This is a genomic window from Clostridium carnis (assembly GCF_054657435.1).
Genome location: NZ_BAAHYS010000001.1, coordinates 942,692 through 963,670, shown reverse-complemented (window position 1 = coordinate 963,670; position 20,979 = coordinate 942,692). Strand labels below are relative to the sequence as shown.

The 20,979-nt window shown below is 27.6% G+C and carries 18 protein-coding genes; all 18 read left to right on the top strand.

Going from position 1 to position 20,979, the window contains the following annotated elements; all coding sequences use genetic code 11:
• Positions 1 to 3 precede the first annotated feature (3 nt).
• The 18 genes from ACYQ1T_RS04460 (at position 4) to ACYQ1T_RS04375 (ending at position 20,807) form a co-directional block, all read left to right on the top strand.
• On the top strand, positions 4 to 1,044 hold the full coding sequence (locus ACYQ1T_RS04460) for an ABC transporter ATP-binding protein (RefSeq protein WP_459832267.1): 1,041 nt from the start codon (positions 4 to 6) through the stop codon (positions 1,042 to 1,044).
• A complete protein-coding gene (locus ACYQ1T_RS04455; RefSeq protein ID WP_459832264.1) occupies positions 1,034 to 2,053 on the top strand; it encodes an ABC transporter ATP-binding protein in 1,020 nt (339 codons plus the stop codon). The genes ACYQ1T_RS04460 and ACYQ1T_RS04455 overlap by 11 nt, the downstream gene beginning before the upstream one ends.
• Positions 2,054 to 2,055: 2 nt before the next feature.
• Positions 2,056 to 2,985, top strand: a complete 930-nt coding sequence (locus ACYQ1T_RS04450) for a dihydrodipicolinate synthase family protein (protein ID WP_459832262.1) — start codon at positions 2,056 to 2,058, stop codon at positions 2,983 to 2,985.
• Positions 2,975 to 4,600 (top strand): FAD-binding protein, encoded by a 1,626-nt coding sequence (locus ACYQ1T_RS04445; RefSeq protein ID WP_459832260.1) that lies wholly within the window; start codon positions 2,975 to 2,977, stop codon positions 4,598 to 4,600. The genes ACYQ1T_RS04450 and ACYQ1T_RS04445 overlap by 11 nt, the downstream gene beginning before the upstream one ends.
• Positions 4,601 to 4,604: 4 nt before the next feature.
• A complete protein-coding gene (locus ACYQ1T_RS04440; protein ID WP_459832257.1) occupies positions 4,605 to 5,570 on the top strand; it encodes an acetylxylan esterase in 966 nt (321 codons plus the stop codon).
• Between the two features lies 1 nt (position 5,571).
• Positions 5,572 to 6,531 (top strand): acetylxylan esterase, encoded by a 960-nt coding sequence (locus ACYQ1T_RS04435; protein WP_459832255.1) that lies wholly within the window; start codon positions 5,572 to 5,574, stop codon positions 6,529 to 6,531.
• A 66-nt stretch (positions 6,532 to 6,597) separates the two neighbouring features.
• Positions 6,598 to 7,296: an N-acetylmannosamine-6-phosphate 2-epimerase gene (locus ACYQ1T_RS04430; RefSeq protein WP_459832253.1), complete on the top strand. Its 699-nt coding sequence runs from the start codon at positions 6,598 to 6,600 to the stop codon at positions 7,294 to 7,296.
• A 3-nt stretch (positions 7,297 to 7,299) separates the two neighbouring features.
• A complete protein-coding gene (locus ACYQ1T_RS04425; protein WP_459832250.1) occupies positions 7,300 to 8,238 on the top strand; it encodes an ROK family protein in 939 nt (312 codons plus the stop codon).
• 165 nt (positions 8,239 to 8,403) lie between these two features.
• Complete coding sequence (gene htpG / locus ACYQ1T_RS04420) at positions 8,404 to 10,284, top strand: molecular chaperone HtpG (protein WP_459832248.1); 1,881 nt, start codon at positions 8,404 to 8,406, stop codon at positions 10,282 to 10,284.
• Between the two features lie 98 nt (positions 10,285 to 10,382).
• Positions 10,383 to 10,532: a hypothetical protein gene (locus tag ACYQ1T_RS04415; protein WP_459832245.1), complete on the top strand. Its 150-nt coding sequence runs from the start codon at positions 10,383 to 10,385 to the stop codon at positions 10,530 to 10,532.
• A 172-nt stretch (positions 10,533 to 10,704) separates the two neighbouring features.
• Positions 10,705 to 12,345 (top strand): SulP family inorganic anion transporter, encoded by a 1,641-nt coding sequence (locus tag ACYQ1T_RS04410; RefSeq protein WP_459836458.1) that lies wholly within the window; start codon positions 10,705 to 10,707, stop codon positions 12,343 to 12,345.
• 152 nt (positions 12,346 to 12,497) lie between these two features.
• On the top strand, positions 12,498 to 13,253 hold the full coding sequence (locus ACYQ1T_RS04405; RefSeq protein WP_459832242.1) for a DUF4184 family protein: 756 nt from the start codon (positions 12,498 to 12,500) through the stop codon (positions 13,251 to 13,253).
• Between the two features lie 65 nt (positions 13,254 to 13,318).
• Entirely contained in the window at positions 13,319 to 14,758 is a 1,440-nt protein-coding gene (locus tag ACYQ1T_RS04400) for an FAD-dependent oxidoreductase (protein WP_459832241.1), read from the top strand.
• The gene (locus ACYQ1T_RS04395) at positions 14,751 to 15,131 is read left to right on the top strand and encodes a hypothetical protein (protein ID WP_459832239.1); all 381 of its coding nucleotides are present in this window, start codon (positions 14,751 to 14,753) and stop codon (positions 15,129 to 15,131) included. Before ACYQ1T_RS04400 ends, ACYQ1T_RS04395 begins: the two co-directional genes overlap by 8 nt.
• The gene (locus tag ACYQ1T_RS04390) at positions 15,080 to 15,628 is read left to right on the top strand and encodes a tocopherol cyclase family protein (protein ID WP_459832236.1); all 549 of its coding nucleotides are present in this window, start codon (positions 15,080 to 15,082) and stop codon (positions 15,626 to 15,628) included. The genes ACYQ1T_RS04395 and ACYQ1T_RS04390 overlap by 52 nt, the downstream gene beginning before the upstream one ends.
• Before the next feature lie 91 nt (positions 15,629 to 15,719).
• Complete coding sequence (locus ACYQ1T_RS04385) at positions 15,720 to 17,507, top strand: peptidoglycan-binding domain-containing protein (protein ID WP_459832234.1); 1,788 nt, start codon at positions 15,720 to 15,722, stop codon at positions 17,505 to 17,507.
• Positions 17,508 to 17,622: 115 nt separating this feature from the next.
• A complete protein-coding gene (locus tag ACYQ1T_RS04380) occupies positions 17,623 to 18,525 on the top strand; it encodes a hypothetical protein (RefSeq protein WP_459832231.1) in 903 nt (300 codons plus the stop codon).
• Positions 18,525 to 20,807, top strand: coding sequence for a DEAD/DEAH box helicase (locus ACYQ1T_RS04375; RefSeq protein WP_459832229.1), 2,283 nt, complete (start codon positions 18,525 to 18,527; stop codon positions 20,805 to 20,807). The genes ACYQ1T_RS04380 and ACYQ1T_RS04375 overlap by 1 nt, the downstream gene beginning before the upstream one ends.
• Positions 20,808 to 20,979 lie beyond the last annotated feature (172 nt).

Here is a 20,979-nt window from a genome sequence, read left to right as displayed (position 1 = left end):
AATATGAAGGACAGACCTATAATTACAGTTAAAAATTTAAAGACTTACTTTTATACAAATCAAAGATGTAACAAGGCTATAAACGGGGTTTCCTTTCAAATAAAAAAAGGAAAAACACTTTGTGTTGTTGGAGAATCAGGTTGTGGAAAAAGTGTTACTGCATCATCAATTATGCAATTACTACCTAAGCTATCTAGAATAGAAGAAGGAGAAATTGTTTATCACGGTGATAAAGGTGATGTAAGAATAGATAAATTAGTTAGAAACGGAAAAGAGATGAGAGGATTAAGAGGAAAAGATATCGCAATGATTTTCCAAGATCCAATGACAGCTTTAAATCCAGTATATACGGTTGGATATCAAATAGCTGAGAACATATTATGCCATGAAAAGGTATCTAAAAAAGAGGCTAAAGCAAGAACTTTAGAGTTACTTAAAGATATGGGAATACCTTTCCCAGAACAAAGAATAAACGAGTACCCACATCAATTTTCAGGTGGTATGCGTCAAAGAGCAATGATAGCAATGGCTATGAGTTGTAATCCAAAGGTTTTAATAGCAGATGAACCTACAACTGCACTAGATGTTACAATTCAAGCTCAAATATTTGAACTTATGGATAAGCTTAAAAAGGAAAATGATACAGCAATACTTCTTATTACTCATGATATGGGAGTTGTTAGTGAACTTGCTGATGAAGTTGCTGTAATGTATATGGGAAATATTATTGAAAGTGGTTCTGTTGAAGAAATTTTAAAAACTCCAGCACATCCATATACAGAAGCTTTATTAAAATCAATTCCGATTTTAGGTAAAGGAAAGGATCAAGAGTTAAATCCTATTAAAGGATCAACACCAGATCCATATGATAGACCAGTTGGATGTCAATTTGCACCAAGATGTAATTATGTTTGCGATAAGTGCAAGGAAATGCCAGGTGAAGAGCTTATAGGAGAAACTCATATGGTACGTTGCTTTAGACATGAGGAAGTTTTAAAGAGCGGTCTTAAGAAAAAAGAGGCGGTGATGACAAGTGGAAAATAAAGAAGTTTTATTAGAACTAAAGGGAGCACAAACACATTTCCCAATAAAGGGTGGAATGTTCAAAAAGCCTACTAAGTTTGTAAAGGCTGTAAATGATATAGATTTAACTATTTATAGAGGGGAAACTCTTGGATTAGTAGGGGAGTCAGGTTGTGGTAAAACTACACTTGGAAAATCAATTCTTCAATTAGTTAAGCCTACTGGTGGAGAAATGATTTATCACTTCAAAGGTGATGTTGGTAATAAAGATTTAAGAAAATTAAATGCAAAAGAGATGGATTTAGCTCGTAAAAAGATGCAAATAGTATTCCAAGATCCACACTCATCATTAAATCCAGCATTTACAATTTATCAATCATTATCAGATCCTCTAAAGAAATTTGGAGTAAAAGATAAAAATGATAGAAGAATGTTAATTGGTGATATATTAGAAGCAGTTAATATGCGTAGAGAATATATGGATAGATATCCACATGAATTTTCAGGTGGACAAAGACAAAGAATTGGTATAGCAAGAGCACTTTGTATTAATCCAGAACTAGTTATTTGTGATGAATCAGTATCAGCTCTAGACGTTTCAATTCAAGCTCAAGTTTTAAATCTATTAAAAAAGATTAAAGATGAGAGAGGATTAACTTATATATTTATAACTCATGATTTAAGTGTAGTTGAATATATTAGTGACAGAATAGCTGTAATGTATTTAGGTAGAATAGTTGAGCTTGCAGAAACATCTCAAATATTCTCAAACAACCTACACCCATATACTCAAGCTTTACTTTCAGCAATTCCAATTGCTGATTTAGATAGAAAGAAAAAGCGTATAGTTTTAGAAGGGGACGTACCAAGTCCTGTTAATCCTCCAGAAGGATGTAATTTCCATCCACGTTGTAAAGAGTGTATGGATATTTGTAAAAAAGAAAGACCTTTATTAAAAAAATATATTATAGATGGTGAAGAACATTTTGTTGCATGCCATTTAGCCGAACAAAAATTAAAGGAGAGATAAAAATGAGTAAATTTGACATTAAAGATTTTAAAGGAGTAATTCCAGCAGTATTAACAGTTTTTGATAAGGATGAAAATATTGATGAAGCAGGAATGAGACAATTAGTTTCCTATTTAATTGGTAAAGGTGTAGATGGATTATACCTAACAGGATCAACAGGTGAAGGCTTTACTATGAGTAGTGAAGAAAGAAAAAGAGTAGTTGAAATAGTTATGGATGAAAACAAAGGAAGAGTTCCAGTTGTAGTTCATGTAGGAGCTATAGGAACTAAATTATCAATAGATCTTGCAAAACATGCAGAAGCTGTAGGAGCAGATGGAATATCTAGCGTTCCACCTTTCTACTGGAAATTTAATGAAGATCAAATAGTTAAATACTATGAAGAAATTGCAAATTCATGTAGCCTTCCAATGATAGTGTACAATGTACCTTTAGTTGGATTATTAGGAATGAATGCTATTAAGAGATTAGCAGCAATAGAAAATGTAAAAGGAATTAAGTATACTGCATTAGCTCACTATGAAATAACTCAAATAAAAGATGAAATAGGAGAAGATTTCTTAGTTTACTCAGGTGCAGATGAAATGGCTATGTCAGGACTTTTAGCAGGAGCAGATGGAATAGTTGGATCATTCTATAACATAATGCCAGAATTATTTATAAATATTAAGAAAGCTATAGATAATAAGGATATTGATGAAGCACAAAAATTACAACGTTATGCAGTTGAAATAATAATGTATTCATTAAAAATTCCATCATTCTATGCAGGAATGAAATCTGTATTAAGATGGAGAGGAATAAATGCAGGATATTGCCGTAGTCCTTTTGAAAATTTAACAGAAGAACAAGAAGCAGAATTTAAGGCTGGATATAAAAAATTAAAAGAAACTTACAATATTGTAGGGGTTGATTTCTTAGATGAAATGTAAAATAAGCCTAAGAAAAAGCAAAGCATGTGATGTATTTGTAATGGGAGCTGGGATTGCAGGAATTATGTCTGCAATCCAAGCATCTGATAATGGACAAAGGGTAATAATTGCAAGTAGTGCAAATATATTTTCTGGATCAAGCTTTTATCCTGGTACATGGGGGTTAGGTTTAATAGGCCCAACTGATGAAAGCGATGAAGAAGATTTAGCTAATACAATTAGGGAAGTTGGCTGTAATGTTATAGATAAAGAATTAGTAGAAACATTTGTAAAAAATATTAATCCAAGTATAGAGTTATTAAAGAAAATGAATGTTAAGCTAAAACAAGCTGACAATGCTGGAGAAAAAGAATTTATTCCATGTTTTGATCATAAAAATAGAAATTGGAATGGAATTTTATTTGAAAGTGCAAAGGAAATTTTAAAAAATAAATTAGAAAATAATAAGGTAGAAGAATATCCTTTTTCAGAAGTAATTGAAATAGTAAAGGAAAATAATAAGGTTATAGGTGTAATTCTTATTAACAAATTAAATGAACTTGAATTTATAAAATGTAAAGCACTTGTAATTGCAAGTGGAGGAATAGGTGGATTATTTAAATATAGATTAAACACCACTGATATTACAGGGATGGGACAAGCTTTAGCATTAAAATCTGGATGTAAATTAACTAATATAGAATTTATGCAAATGATGCCAGGCTATATAAAGCCATGTCCAAAAACTATATTTAATGAAAAGACATTTAAATATATAGAAGCTAGAAATGAGGAAGGCGAAAATATATTTAAAGGAATAGATAATTTAGAAGAAAAACTTGATGAAAGGTCAACTCATGGACCATTTACTTCTAGATTAAACTCTAGAGATATTGATTATGCCATATTTAAAGAGTTTATGAAAAATAAAAATGGAGTAACAATTAAATATAAAGAGGAATTGAAATATAGTAAACCAGAATTTATTAAGGTTTATTTTAAATGGTTAGAAGAAAATAAGCATCTTACAATAGATGATGAAATAAATATAGGAATATTTTTTCATGCAGCCAATGGTGGAATTAGCATAAATAAAAGAGCAGAAACAGCGGTAGAAGGATTATTTGCCGCAGGAGAATGTACAGGTGGTATGCATGGTGCAGATAGAATAGGTGGTTTATCTACTGCAAATGGACTTGTTTTTGGAAGAATAGCAGGAGAAAGCGCAAGTAAATATTCAGAAAACAAAGTTTTAAGTAATAAAGATGAAGTAGAATTTGAACTTTACGAAATAGATAAGGCAAAGGAACTTATTTTAGAAGTTCAAGAAATTATGTTTAAAAGTGCAATGGTAGAAAAAAATGAAATAGGTGTTGAAAATGCAATTTCAACATTAAATAGAATTACTAATGAAATTACATATAAGAAGGATATAGATATTAAAAATATAAGAGATTCATATAGGTTAGAAAATAATCTATTGTTAGCTAAAGCATTATTAAAAGCAATTGATATTAGAAAAGAAAGTAGAGGATCACATTATCGTAATGATTATCCATCTATAAATAAAGATATGGATAGAAGGGTAATAGTTGAGTTAAAGGATGATATTAAAGTTTATTTCCAAGGGGAGTGATAGAATGCCTATTATAGATATGCCTTTAGAACAACTTAGGGAATATAGAGGTACTAATCCTATCCCAAAAGATTTTGATTCTTTTTGGGATGAGAGAATGGAGGAAGTTTATAAACATTCTTTAGAATATAATATAACTTCTAGTGAAATTACTGGAAATGAAGCCTGTGATTTTTATGATTTATGGTTTAAAGGAATAAATGGTGAAAAAGTATATGCGAAGTATGTAAAACCTAAATTAGAAGGTAACTTACCATTAATTTTACAATTTCATGGATATCCAGGAGCTAGTAGAGGTTGGTTTGAACAAGCCTCCTTTGCAGGAATGGGATGTGCTATTTTAGCAATGGATTGTCCAGGGCAAGGTGGAAATGGAGAAGATATAGGTGGCTTTAAAGGAGCAACAGTTTCAGGACATATTATTGCAGGGTTAGATGGAAATCCAAAGGATATGTATTATGTAAGATTATTTCAAAATACTTCAATTTTATGTAGAATAGCTCAGGAGTTAGAAGGCATAGATGTGAATAAAATTTATGCAAATGGAGCTAGTCAAGGAGCTGGAATAACTCTAGCATGCTCTTCTTTAAATCCAGTTATAAAAAGATGTGCAGCCTTATATCCATTTCTTTCAGATTATAAAAGAGTTTGGGATATGGATTTAGATTTAATTGCATATGAAGGGTTAAGATATTACTCAAGATGGTTTAATACAATAGGAGAAAAAGATGAAGAAGTATTTACAAAACTAGGATATATAGATGTTCATAACTTAGTTCATAGGTTAAAAGCAGAAGTTTTATTTGGAACTGGACTTATGGATAATATTTGTCCTCCATCAACTCAATTTGCAGCATATAATAATATAACTTCTAAGAAAAAACATATTATTTTTCCAGATTATACACATGAAGAAATAGGAGCATTTGATGATATGCTAATAGATTTCTTCTTAAAGGAGGATGAGTAATATGCCAATGTTAGATATGCCTATAAAAGAAATGGAAGGATACTTAGGAAGCAATATAACTCCTAATGATTTTAATGAGTATTGGGATAATGAGATAAAAAATATAGATGAAGATAATCTAGAATATAAAATAGTAAAAAAGAATTTCAAAAATAAGCAAGCTGATTATTATGAAATTTATTTTAAAGGAATTGATGGAGCAGAAATTTATGCAAAGTATATTTGTCCATCTATAAATAAAAAGGTGCCAACAGTAATAGAATTTCATGATTATAAAGAATCAAGTAAAAGCTGGCACTATCTTACTAGGTATATAGCTATAGGATATTCAGTTTTAGCTATGGATTGTAGAGGACAAGGTGGAAAAAGCCAGGATGTTGGAGGCGCAAAAGGATCAACTGTTTGTGGACATGTAATTAATGGATTAGATGATGATATTAATAAAATGTACTATAGAAAAGTATATTTAGATGCATATATATTATCTAAGATTGCAGAAAAGCTTTATAAAACTGATAAAGATAAAATGATATCTTTTGGAAAAGGTCAAGGGGCAGCACTTGCATTAGTAGTTGCAGCTTTAAATGAAAATATTAAAAAGTGCTCATTACAATATCCATTTTTAGCTGATTTTAGAAGAGTTTGGGATATGGATTTTGATGTAAATGCATATGAAGGAATAAGATATTATTTTAGATGGTTTGATCCTATGCATATTAGAGAAAAAGAAATATTTGAAAAGCTAGGATATATAGATACTGTTAACTTTGCTAGTAAATTAAAATGTGAGTTATTAGTAGGAACAGCATTATTAGATTCTATATGTCCTCCAAGTACACAATATGCTATTTTTAATAATGCAAATTGTAATAAGAAGCACTTAATATTCCATAAATATGGACATGAACTAAATAATTTTTTTGAAAATGAAAATCTAAAGTTTATGTTATTTAATAATTAATTATTGTTAGAAAAAATATATTAATAAATTGAAAAAAATTTAGGTATGAAGTTAAGGGGTGCAATAATGAGAAAAGAAGAAATAATACAAAAAATTAGCGGTGGATTAATAGTATCTTGTCAAGCTCTTGAAGGAGAACCTTTATACATTGAAAATGATTCAATGATGCCATTAATGGCAAGAGCTGCAAAAAAAGCAGGAGCTTGTGCAATTAGAACAAATGGAGTTAGAGATGTTGCAGGAATAAAGGAAGAAACAAATTTACCAGTTATAGGATTAATAAAAAAATGTTATGAAGGTTATGAACAATATATAACAGTAACAATGGATGAAGTTGATAAACTTGTAGAAGCTGGTGCAGACGTAATTGCATTAGACTGTACATTAAGAGATAGAAAAGATGGAAAAACTGTAGCTGAACATATACAAGCTATAAAGGAAAAATATCCCAATATAATATTAATGGCTGATATATCAAATCTAGAAGAAGGAATCAATGCTTGCAAGGCAGGAGTAGACATGGTTGGAACTACTTTAAGTGGATATACAGATTATACTCCTAAACTTGAAGGACCAGACTATGAATTAGTAAAATCACTTGTAGAATCTATAGATATCCCAGTTATAGCTGAAGGTAGAATACATTATCCAAATCAAGCAGCAGAAATGTTAAATATAGGAGCAACTGCAGTTGTTGTTGGGGGAGCTATTACTAGACCGCTAGAAATAACAACTAGATTTATGGATGCTATAAATAAGAGGTAGGATATGAAATATTTAGGAATTGATATAGGCGGAACTTCAGTAAAAATGGGATTAGTTACAGATAAAGGAGATATATTAGCCTCTGATAATTTTAGTGTAGCTTTTGATAATTATGAAACTCCTATATTTGAAACTGTAAAAAAATCAGTAAGTGAATTTTTAAATAATAATAATATAAATTCAAGTGAACTTTCTGGAATTGGAGTATCAGCAACAGGACAAGTTAATACTACTACAGGAACTATTGTAGGTGTAGGTGGAAATATTAAGAACTGGTGTGGTACAGAAATTAAAAAAGAACTTGAGGAAATATACAATTTAAAGACTACAGTTATTAATGATGCTAATAGTATGGTTATTGGTGAGCAATGGATAGGTAGAGGAAGAGGATATAAAAATATAATAGGTATAACTATAGGTACAGGAGTAGGTGGAGGAATAATAGTAGACTCCAATATATTACTTGGAAATATAGGAATAGCTGGAGAATTAGGACATTTTTCTATAAATTCCAATGGAAAACAATGTACTTGTGGTAATATAGGATGCTATGAACAGTATGGTTCTATGACTGCATTAGTAAAAGAAGTTAAAGAAAAATATGATGATATAGGAAATTTATCTTTTAAAAAGGATGAAACAAATGGTAAACATATTTTTGATGAACTTGAAAAAGGTAATAAGAAATTAGAGAGTGTTGTAAAAGAATGGATTGAAAATATAGGTAAGGGATTAGTAAGTTTAACACATATTTTTAATCCAGAAATAATACTAATTGGTGGAGCTGTAAGTAAACAAGAAAAACTATTTATAGAACCAGTTAGAAATTATGTGTTAAATAATGTTATGAAAAGATTTGGAGAAAACTTAAAAGTTGAGGCAGCAGAATTAGAAAATAATGCTGGATTAGTTGGTGCAGTTTACTATAACATGAATAATTAATTAAAGGTATAAACATTTTTTATACAGTTAAACCCTATTTTGTTTAAGAAAGGTATTGTCTTTTTGATAATATCTTTCTTTATTTCTATGTTAAAGTTGATTATAACAAAAATAATAATTATAATATAAATGGTAAATAAATGCTTATTTAAAGGAGAGATTTTTATGGAAAAGAAACAATTTAAAGCGGAATCTAAAAGATTATTAGATCTTATGATTAATTCAATTTATACCAATAGGGAAATCTTCTTAAGGGAGCTTATTTCTAATGCTAGTGATGCTATTGATAAAATTTATTATAAAGCTCTAGTAGATGACTCTATAAAGTTTGATAAAGATAGTTATTGTATCAAATTAACCATGGATAAAGATAACAGATTATTAAAAATAAATGATACAGGGATTGGAATGACAAAGGATGAGCTTGAAAATAATCTTGGTGTTATAGCTCAAAGTGGGTCATTAAATTTTAAAAAGGAAAATGAAGTAGATGAAGAACATGGAATAATTGGTCAATTCGGTGTCGGGTTCTATTCAGCTTTTTTAGTATCAGATAAGGTTACTGTTATAACTAAGGCTTTTGGTAGTGATAAAGGTTACAAATGGGAATCAGAAGGGGTAGAAGGATATACTATTGAAGAATGTGAAAAAGCTAATATAGGTACAGAAATAATACTTAATATAAAAGAAAATACAGAAGATGAAAATTATGATGAGTATTTAGATGAATATAAATTACAATCAATGATAAAGAAATATTCTGATTTTATTAGATATCCAATAAAGATGGATTTAACTAATAAAAAGCTTAAAGAAGGCAGTGAAAATGAGTACGAAGATTATATAGAAGAGAAAGTTGTAAATAGTATGGTTCCTCTTTGGAAGAAAAATAAAAAGGAACTTAAAGATGATGATTATAATAATTTCTATTTAGAAAAACATTATGGATTTGATACTCCATTAAAACATATTCATATAAGTGTTGATGGTATGATAAGCTATAATTCAATATTATTTATTCCAGGAAAGACCCCATATGATTTTTATACAAAAGAATATGAAAAAGGTTTAGAATTATATTCAAATGGCGTTTTAATAATGAATAAATGCAAAGATTTATTACCAGATTACTTTGGATTTGTTAAAGGTGTTGTAGATTCACCAGATTTATCTTTAAATATATCTAGAGAACTATTACAAAATGATAGACAATTAAGACTTATTGCTAAAAATATTAAAAATAAAATTAAAAATGAATTAAGCAGTATGTTAAAAAATGAAAGAGATAAATATGAGGAATTCTATAATGCTTTTGGAAGACAATTAAAATATGGAGTTTATGATGAATTTGGTGCTAATAAGGATATTTTAGAAGACTTACTTATGTTCTATTCATCAAAGGAAAAGAAATTAGTTACATTAGATGAATATATAAATAGAATGATGGAAAATCAAAAATATATCTATTATGCAGCTGGTGAATCAAATGAAAGAATAGAAAAACTTCCTCAAACAGAAGCTTTACTAGATAAAGGATATGAAATACTATACTTTACAGAAGATATAGATGAATTTGCTATAAAAATGCTTATGAAATATAAAGATAAGGAATTTAAGTCAGTAGCTAGTGGAGATTTAGGTATAGAATCAGATGAAAATAAAGAAGAATCTGATGAAAAGAATAAGGAAAGTAAAGAAATATTTGATGCAATGAAGGATATTTTAAAGGATAAAGTTACCAAGATAAAAGCATCAAAAATACTAAAAAATCATCCAGTATGTTTATCAACAGAAGGCGAGCTTACAATTGAAATGGAAAAAATCTTAAGTGCTATGCCAAATAATCAAGGTGTAAAAGCAAATAAGGTTTTAGAAATAAATACAAACCACAATGTATTTAACTCATTAAAGGATGCCTATGAAAATGATAAGGATAAACTAAATTTATATACAAATTTACTATATAATCAAGCATTACTTATAGAAGGATTAAGTATAGAAGACCCAGTAGAGTTTACAAATAATATCTGTAAGTTAATGAAATAAATATAAATTATATAAAATTACCTATAATTAAAGTAACATGTTATAAATTAAAGGAATATATAATCACTTTAGTGGAAAAATATTATTGAGGTGATTGTATGTCAAACATGAAGAATAACAATAAGGTAAATGTTGCAGCAATAGGGAATTACACAAAGGGAGCAGTAGAAACCTTTGAAGAAAATATTGTTAATAAAACAAATTATTTAGAAGAGGTAGATGCAAATTTAAAAGATAATAAGAACTAAACTCATGTCAACTGGCATGAGTTTTTTTTCTTAATTATAAATGATAATATTTTCATTTATAATAATAAGAATATTGCCCTTGTATTTATTAAAGTAAAGTTTTAGAATTATAATGCACTCAATATTTATAAAAAGAAAAAATATCACTTATGAAGGGGATGAAGTGAAGTTAATGTTTAGTGATTACAAAAATGATCTTATTAATGAATTTAAGGGGTATAATGCTAAGCTATTTAAGCAAGATTTAATGGCTGGAATAACAGTTACAGCAGTAGCGTTACCTTTGGCATTAGCTTTTGGTGTAAGTTGTGGAGCCACGGCTGCAGCAGGGTTAATTACAGCAATAATAGCAGGGTTAGTTATAGGAGCTTTATCGGGTGCATCTTTCCAAATATCTGGGCCAACAGGAGCCATGAGTGCAATTTTAATCTTATTATTTCAACAATATGGATTAAAAGGTGTTTGGATAGCAGGTGCATTAGCTGGATTATTATTAATAATTGCAGGTATATTTAAATTAGGTAAGGTTGTATCGTATATACCAGCGCCAGTTATTACTGGATTTACATCAGGTATTGCTTTAATAATAGCAATAGGTCAATTAAATAATTTTTTTGGAGTAGCTACTAAGGGGTCAGAGTCTTCAGCGTTAAAATTAATATATTTTCTGCAAGGACCTTTAAATCCTAACTGGTATGCAGTTTTACTTGGAGTTTTAGTAATGACAATTATGATTATTTGGCCAAAGAAGTGGAATTCTGTAGTTCCATCATCACTAATTGGTCTAATAGTTGCATTAGGGATAAATATGATATTTAAACTTCCAGTAGAAGTAATTGGTAATATTCCAAAGACATTATTTCTTGACGACAGACTAACTTTTTCTGCAATAGATTTAAGCACAGTAAAGGGATTAATAATTCCAGCTATAAGTATTGCGGCATTAGGAATGATAGAAAGTCTACTTTGTGGTGAAGTAGGTAAAAAAATGAAGGGTGAGAAATTTGACTCTAATAGGGAATTAATAGCTCAGGGAGTTGGGAATTTTATAATTCCTTTCTTTGGTGGAGTTCCAGCAACAGCAGCAATTGCTCGTACAAGTGTTGCTATTAAAGCAGGGGCAAAAACTAGATTGGTTAGTATTTTCCATGCATTATTTCTTTTAGTATCAATGTTTATTTTAGCTCCAGTTATGTCTATGATACCATTATCAGCATTAGCAGGGGTTCTTATAATTACTGCTTGGAGAATGAATGAATGGGAAAATATTAAATATATGTTTTCAAAGAGGTTCAGGGGAGCTATACTAAAATTCTTAATTACTATGGGTGCTACAGTAGTATTTGATTTAACTCAAGCTATTTTAATAGGAGTAATATTCTCTAGTCTTTTATTTATAGTTAAAATTTCTAATATGGATATTTCTATAAATGACGTAGATGAAGATAGACTAGGAGATGATATATATATTAATAGATGTATAGGAAATGTTAAAGTTGCTTATTTTACAGGACCATTATTCTTTGCTACTGTTGAGAAGTTTAAAAGTGAACTTTTAGAAATAGAAGATACAAAAGCATTAATTCTTTCTATGAGAGGTGTTCCACTTATTGATACTTCAGGGATACAAGCTTTAGAAGAATTATATGATACTTTAAAAGATAAAAATTGTACTCTTATGTTATGTGGATTACAGCCCCAGGTTAAAGATATAATTTCTAAATCAGGGTTAGATAAAAAAATAGGGAAAGAAATGATTTTCTGGAGTGCAGATCAAGCGATTATTGCAGCTGATAAACTTCAAATAGCTTAAATTAAAAATAGAAATAATATATTAAAGAAAAGGGTTATAAATTTAGAAATTTTAATTTCTAAATTTATAACCCTTAATATTTATGTAATTATTTTTAGACTTTAGGATAGTATAATAAAAATATATTTTATCAGAAAGGGAAGGTGGGGGAAATGCCATTTACTTTAGCACATCCTGCAGCTGTTGTATTTTTAAAAAGTAAATATTTTAGTATGAGTGGGCTGATTTTAGGTGCAATGTCACCAGATTTTATTTACTTTATATTATTTGGTCCAAGTAGTAATGAAGGACATACATTAAGGGGGTTAATACTAATTAACATACCAATATGTATTTTATTAAATTATTTATATTTTAAATTTATTAAGAATTATTTAATAATAAATCTTCCAAATTCTATATCAAAATACTATTCATATTTAATTAATTGGAAGTGGGAAAATAATAATTTTAAAAGCTTAATAATATTTATTTATTCCGTTATTTTGGGGTGGATAACTCATGTGCTTTGGGATAGTTTTACCCATAAAGGAGGATATTTTGTTAATAAAATAGAGTTCTTAAATAGAATTTTAGAAATTAATAATTATAAAATACCATTTTATAAAATAGCTCAGCATGGAAGTACCTTGATAGGGATACTTTTAATATTAATATATTTATATAAACTAAGATTTAAAGGAGAGTTAATAGAAATATCTATAGTAAGTAAACTAAAGTATTATTTATTAATTATAAGTACAACCTTAATAACAATATCATTAAGTTATTTATATTTTAATACAATTTATAAATTTACAATTGGTAATTTAGTAGTTAGTTTAGTTAATGGTATATTTTTAGGATATATATTTGCAGGAATATACTTTAGCAATAAGAAGTGTGTTAATAAGAGGGATATTGTTTAAAAAATATTAACAATTTTTAGGGTTAATTGGCAAATAAATTGGAATAATATTCACGAGGTGATTTTATGAAATCAGTATGGAGTGAAAGTTGTACCATTGCCAAAAGGGGCTCATTAAAGGGTGATATAGAAGTAGATACTGTTGTAATTGGAGCAGGAATAGCTGGAATATTAACAGCTTATATGTTAAATGAAAGTGGAGTTAATGTAGCTATTATAGAGTGTAATGAAATTGGTAGCGGAAATATAAAAAATACAACTGCAAAAATAACATCGCAACATAATTTAATTTACCATAAGTTAATAAATGAATTTGGAAAAGAAAAAGCAATGCAATATGCAAAGGCAAATGAGCTTGCAATAGAAAAATATAGAGAAATAATTGAAAAAAATAATATAAATTGTGATTTTGAAGAAAAAGATGCATATGTATATTCATTAGAGGATATAGATGAAATTAAAGAGGAAGTTAAGGTTGTTAATGAACTTGGAATAAGTGCTGAATTTACAAAAGAAACTGATTTACCATTTAAAGTTAAAGGTGCAATTAGGTTTAAGAATCAAGGACAGTTTAATCCAATAAAGTTTATAAAAGCTATTTCTGAGGATTTAGTTATTTATGAAAAGACAAAAGCATTAGAAGTAAAGGATAATATAGTAATAACTGAAAGGGGAAATATTACTGCAAAGAATATAGTTATAGCAACTCATTATCCTTTTATAAATTTTCCGGGATATTATTTCATGAGGATGCATCAAGAAAGATCCTATATAATAGCTTTAGAGAATGCAGATGATATTAATGGCATGTATATTGATATTAGTAAAAAGGGATATTCATTTAGAAACTATAAGGAGTTATTACTTATAGGAGGAGCTAGTCATAGGACTGGAAAAAATGAAGAAAGCGGCTGCTATGAAGAGTTAAGAAAAATAGCAAAAGAACTTTATCCAAACTCAAGAGAACGATATTACTGGTCATCTCAAGATTGTATGACATTAGATGAAGTACCTTATATAGGTAGATATTCTTCAAAAGATGATAATATTTATGTAGCTACAGGCTTTAATAAATGGGGAATGACAGGTTCCATGGTTGCTTCGATAATTTTATGTGATATGATTTTAGGAAAGAAAAATGAATTTGCAGAAATATTTTCCCCACAAAGGTTTGATATTTCAGCTTCAAGTAGGAATTTTGTTAAAGATGGAATAAAAGTATTAACTAATTTTATTGGAGGTAAGCTTAAGATTCCAGATGAAAATATTGAACATATAAAAAATGGAGAAGGTGATATTGTTGAATATAATGGGGAAAAGAGTGGGGTATATAAAGATAAATTTGGAAAAGTTTTTATAGTAACTACAAAATGCCCACATTTAGGCTGTGAACTTAAGTGGAATAAAGAGGAATGTTCTTGGGATTGTCCTTGTCATGGCTCCAGATTTGACTATAAGGGAAATTTACTAGATGCACCTGCTACGAGTAGTATAAGATATGAATGATTTTCATGGATATAATAAAAAAAGAAATTTTTTTGAGGGATGGTACTTTAAACATCAAAAAGAAAAAGAGTTTATAGCCTTTATTCCAGGAATTAATATTGAAAGAGATAGAAAAAAATCAGCTTTTATTCAAGTACTTACAAATACAAATTCTTATAATATTAATTATTTATTTAGTGAATTTGAAGTAAGTAAAGAAAAATTTCAAGTAAGAATAGGCAAAAGCATATTTTCTGATAAAGGAATTGATATTAATATAAAAAACAATGATATATCAATAGTTGGAAAAATAAATTATGAAAATATAACTCCAATAATATTATGGGACCATTTAGTATTATTCCATTTATGGAGTGCAATCATGGTGTTTTAAGTTTACATCATAAATTAAGTGGAGAGTTAAAAATTAATGATAATAATATAAATTTTAATGATGGAACTGGTTATATTGAAAAAGATTGGGGATGTTCTTTTCCAAAAACATATCAATGGATTCAATGTAATGATTTTAAAGAAAATAAATGTAGTATTATGGTTTCAATTGCAGATATACCATTTATGGGTATTAATTTTAAAGGGTGTATAGCGGTAGTGTACTATAAAGGAAAAGAGTATAGATTAGCAACTTATAATGGAGTTAAGATATTAAAATATAATAGTAGTGGACTAATAATACAGCGAGGAAAGTATAGGTTAGAGATTGAAATATTTCAAGGATTAGCACAAAAGCTTTTAGCACCTAATATTGGACATATGACAAGACCAATATATGAAAATGCATCTTGCAAAGGTAGATTTAAGTTTTATATAAAAAATAAGATTGAGTTTGATTTTTATAGTGAAAATACAAGTTTTGAATATGTAGACTAGAGAATTTTAGTATAAAAATTCTCTAGTCTATTATCATATATGAATAAAAAAACATATTATATAGATGTCACTAATATAAAAGGAGAAGATTATGGGAAAAGGTTATATAGTGGTACAACTGTTTACTGCTAGGGAGGCATTGCCTATAGCTTTGGCAAAAGTAACTATAACACCATCCATTGAATGTAATAGCAATAACTTTTTTAAAAAGGTTCTTGAAACTAATATAAGTGGTGAAACTGAAAAAGTTGAAGTAAGTACGAAAGAAAAGGAATTTTCATTAAATGCAGTTGAAAGTAATATTCCTTATGAATTATATGATATTTCTATTATTGCAGATGGATATCATGATTTACTTATTATGGGGGTGCAGGTATTCCCAGATAGTACTTCTATTCAAAGAGTTGAAATGGAACCAGTAGGGAAATTGAGAAATGGATTTGAAATAATAAATATACCTAGCCATCAACTTAATGTAAGGACATATAGGGATAAGCAGGTAGGTCCAAAGGGGACTAAGGTATTAGGAAATGTTTATATACCAGAATATATTACTGTTCATTTAGGAAGCCCAACCTCGTACTCAGAAAATGTTACAGTTAAGTTTATTGATTATATTAAAAACGTTGCTTCTAGTGAGATTTATCCTACTTGGCCGGAAAATGCGTTAAAAGCTAATATATATGCTCAAATTTCTTATGCTTTAAATAGAGTATATACAGAATGGTATAGAAATAAAGGATATAATTTTCAAATAACAAATTCTACTGCTTATGATCAATGTTATGTAAAGGGAAGAAATATATTTGAGAATATAAGTAGAATAGTAGATGATATATTTAATGAATATATATCAATAATGGGTTATATAGAACCATTATTTTCTCAGTATTGCAATGGAAGTACTGTAACTTGTGGTGGATTGTCTCAATGGGGAACAGTAGATTTAGCTAATAAAGGATATTTGCCAATAGAGATGTTAAAGTATTACTATGGTAATAATATAGAATTAATTAGAACTAGTGATATTAAAGGGATAGTAGAGTCATATCCAGGTGAAGTATTAAAGCGAGGAAGTTTAGGATCACAAGTTAAAGTTATACAGAAACAATTAAATAGAATAGCAAGAAATTATACAGCAATACCTGTAATTAATCCTATAGATGGTAATTTTAATAAGGATACAGAAGATTCAGTTAAGGTATTTCAAAAAATATTTAACTTAATACAGGATGGTATTGTAGGAAGAGCCACTTGGTATAAGATAAGTGATATTTATGTTGGTGTAAAAAAACTTGCAGATCTTGAATCTGAAGGAGAAAAGGAATCTGATATAATATCAGATAATATATATCCAGGTTACTTATTAAGAGAAGGTTCAAAAGGAAAAGAAGTTAGAAAGCTTCAGTATTATTTAAGTTTTATTGGAGATTTTTATTATAACATTCCAGTAATATCTGTAGATAGTATATTTGGAGCTAAAACAAAAGAAGCTGTAATTGCATTTCAAAGAAAGTTTAAACTTAAAGATGATGGAATAGTTGGAAGATTAACTTGGAATAAGATATATGAAGTGTATAAGACTATAGAGGAGGGCATAGATGAGTCTATTATAAATCAGCAGCAGTATCCAGGAAGACCTTTAAAAGAGATGTCTAAAGGTGAGGATGTAGAGAAGATCCAATCATATTTAAATATGATTGCCAATAAATATAACGAAATAAGTAAAATAGATATAGATGGTATATTTGGACCTGAAACAAGACGAGATGTAATGTCATTTCAAGAAAAGTTTGGATTAGCTGTAGATGGAATAGTTGGAAAAACAACTTGGGATAAAATAGTTGAGGTATATAAAAAATTAGACGAAATAAAATAAATTAGACAATATTTATAAAAACTATATATAATATAAGTAGTTTAAAAAGCATCAAATAAAACAGCACCAGTTGAGTGTTGTTTTATTTTCATTTATATAAAAAAGAGGTGAGAATATGAATTTAAGAGAGGTTGCTTATAAAGTTATAAACGAAAGTTCAAGCTTTAGAAGAAAAGAGGGTGAAAAACTTTTTAGGGAAGGGAATGTTTTTAATTTAAAAAGCAAAAGAATAGAAGATATATATCATATATATGGAAATGTAGCTGATAAATCAGGAAAAAGTAATTTCAATTCTCACATTAAAATAGATGTTAAAAATGGAAATTTAATAGGGGTTAGATGTACATGTGATGAGTTTGAAAATAATTCTAAATATATTAAAAATTATATATGTAAGCACATAGTTGCAACTAGCTATAAATTTTATTACTTAGCTAAGGCTAGGATTAAAAAAAACAACATTATAGAAAATAAAGAATTAATAGATAAAGAAGTTAAAGAATGTGTAGAAACTAAGGAAGCAGTTAAAGAAGAAAAAGCTTTGAAAATAAATGAAAAAAGGAAAGTTTTAAACTTAGATATAAAATTAAAATATATAGATTACTTAGGTAACGAATATTATGAATGTGAGTTTAGAGTAGGAGAGAAAGTTACTTACTTGATTAAAAATTTAAGTTGTTTTTTAATATCAAGAAAAAATAAAGAATTATTTACATTAAATAAAGATTTTACATATAATCCAAGAGAATATAAATTTTCTAAAGAGGATAATGAAATTTTAAATTATATTTTTAAATATATAAATGAAAATAAATTATCTATTGGAAGGACTTTAAAGATAAAGCCTAATGATTTGAGAAAGCTTTTAAGATTAGTGACTAAAGGAAAAAAGATAACATTAAATTATAATTATTTAGATTATACTTCTGAGGTAATAAAAAAAGATATACCAATATCATTTACATTAAAGTTAGATAAAGATGAATTTATATTAAGAACTAAAAAAAGTTTCCAATAATGTTAAATGGAAATAATGATGTCATGATATATGATAGAAAAATATATTTACCAACTTTAAATCAAGTAAAATACTACATTCCATTATATAAAAAGCTTAAAAATAGTGGGGAAATTAAATTTAAAAAATCAATAGAGGAATTTGAAAAAATAGTAAGGATTTTAAGGGAGATTTCAGATGATATTTCTATTGATGAAGGAGTAAAAAGCTATGTCACTAATTTATTAACCCCCAAATTTTATTTTGAGAAAAGTAAGGATACAATATTATGCAGTGTTAAGCTAGATTATTTAGGGAAGATAATAGATATAATAAAGGATTATAATAATAAAGACTTTATTAGAAACCTTAAAAAAGAAGATGAAATTGATAGAGAACTAGAGAAATTTAGATTTATAAAGAAAAATAATGTATTTACGTTTATAGGTGATGATAATGAGATGTATAATCTTTTATCTTATGGATTAGATAATTTAAGGATTATAGGAGAAGTGTATTTATCACCAAGCTTTAATGAAGTGAAATTTTTAAATAAAGATTTTTTAAGATGCGAATTATTAGAAAATAATAATGGATTTATATTTAAATATGGTATAGAAACCTTAAGTGGTGAAGAACTACAAGGAGCCATGATGGCTTTTAAAGAAGGAAATAGATTTTTCAAAACTAAAAATAATAGTTTTTTAGATTTAGATGATTCGGATGTAATAATGTTTTTTAATCTATTAGAAGAGATTATTTCTGGAAAAGAGTTAAATGGAACTGATATTAAAATAGATAAATTTAAAGGAGTATACATTAATGAAAAATTAAGAAGAAATAGATTAGCTTTTATAAAAGGTGGAGAATGTCTTACAAATATAATAGAGAGAATTCTAAATAGGAAGTTTAAAACTATTGAAGCACCTAAAGAGTTAAATGCTAAGCTAAGAAGTTATCAATTAATAGGATATAATTGGTTAAATGAATTATCAGTTTTAGAGCTTGGTGGAATTTTAGCTGATGAAATGGGTCTTGGGAAGACATTACAAACTATAACATTTTTACTTTCTAAAAAAGGAAGTAAAAGTTTAATAATAACTCCCACATCACTTATATATAATTGGAAAGATGAATTTGATAACTTTACAAAAGGATTTAAAATAGGTGTAATGCATGGTTCTTTAAAGGAAAGATCTAAGATAATAGAAGATATAGAAAAATATGATGTTATATTAACTTCTTATGGAACATTAAGAAATGATTATAAGTTATATGAAAATAAGTTCTTTGATTATTGTATTATAGATGAAGCTCAAAATATTAAAAACTCAACTTCTAAAATTACTAGTAAAGTTAAAGATATTAATGCTAGATGTAAATTTGCACTTACTGGAACTCCAATAGAAAATAACCTTAAGGAACTTTGGTCAATTTTTGATTTTATTATGCCAGGATATTTAAATAATGAAGAGGCTTTTAAAAGAAAGTTTATAAATTCTGGAGATAAAAATATACAAGAGTTAAAGGATTTAATAAATCCATTTATTTTAAGAAGGCTAAAGAAAGATGTTTTAATTGAATTACCAGATAAAATAGAAAAGAAATATTTAGTTGAAATGACTCCAAGTCAAAAGCAAGTTTATAAGGGATATATAAAAGAAGTAAGAGAAAAAATTAAAAATAATAAAGAGGATAGAATTACTATTTTTTCTTATTTAACAAAGTTAAGAAGACTTTGTTTAGATCCATCATTATTATTAGAGAATTATTGTGGTGGAAGTGGAAAATTAAAGATTTCAATGGAGATTATTAATAATAGAATTAATTTAAATAAAAAGATTATAATATTTTCTCAATTTACGTCTGTTCTTAAGAAGATTGGTAATGAACTAAAAGTAAATAATAAAGAATTTTTATATTTAGATGGAGGAACAAATGCTAAAGAAAGAATAAATCTTGTAAATAAATTTAATGAAAGCAAAGATATAAATATATTTTTAATTTCACTAAAGGCTGGTGGAACAGGCTTAAACTTAACATCGGCAAATGTAGTAATTCATTTTGATCCATGGTGGAATCCAGCAATAGAAGATCAAGCAACAGATAGGGCTCATAGAATAGGTCAAAAAAATATAGTTGAAATAATAAAATTAGTAGCAAAAGATACTATAGAAGAAAAAATAATAAAATTACAACAAGATAAAAAAGAATTAATTAATGATGTAATAAATGGAGAAGTGTCATTAGGTGATGGAATTAGAACATTAACAAATGATGAAATAATAGCATTATTTAGCTAGAAGTAATGAAAAATAATTACTCTTTAGTTAAATAATGCTACTTTATTTTTATTAAATATTACATAAACTATAAGAACATTAGAGGTGTTAATTACCTTACAAAAATGAAAGGTTTAAGTAATATAGATAGATGGTAGTATATAAAAATCTATATTATAATTAATTCATAAAG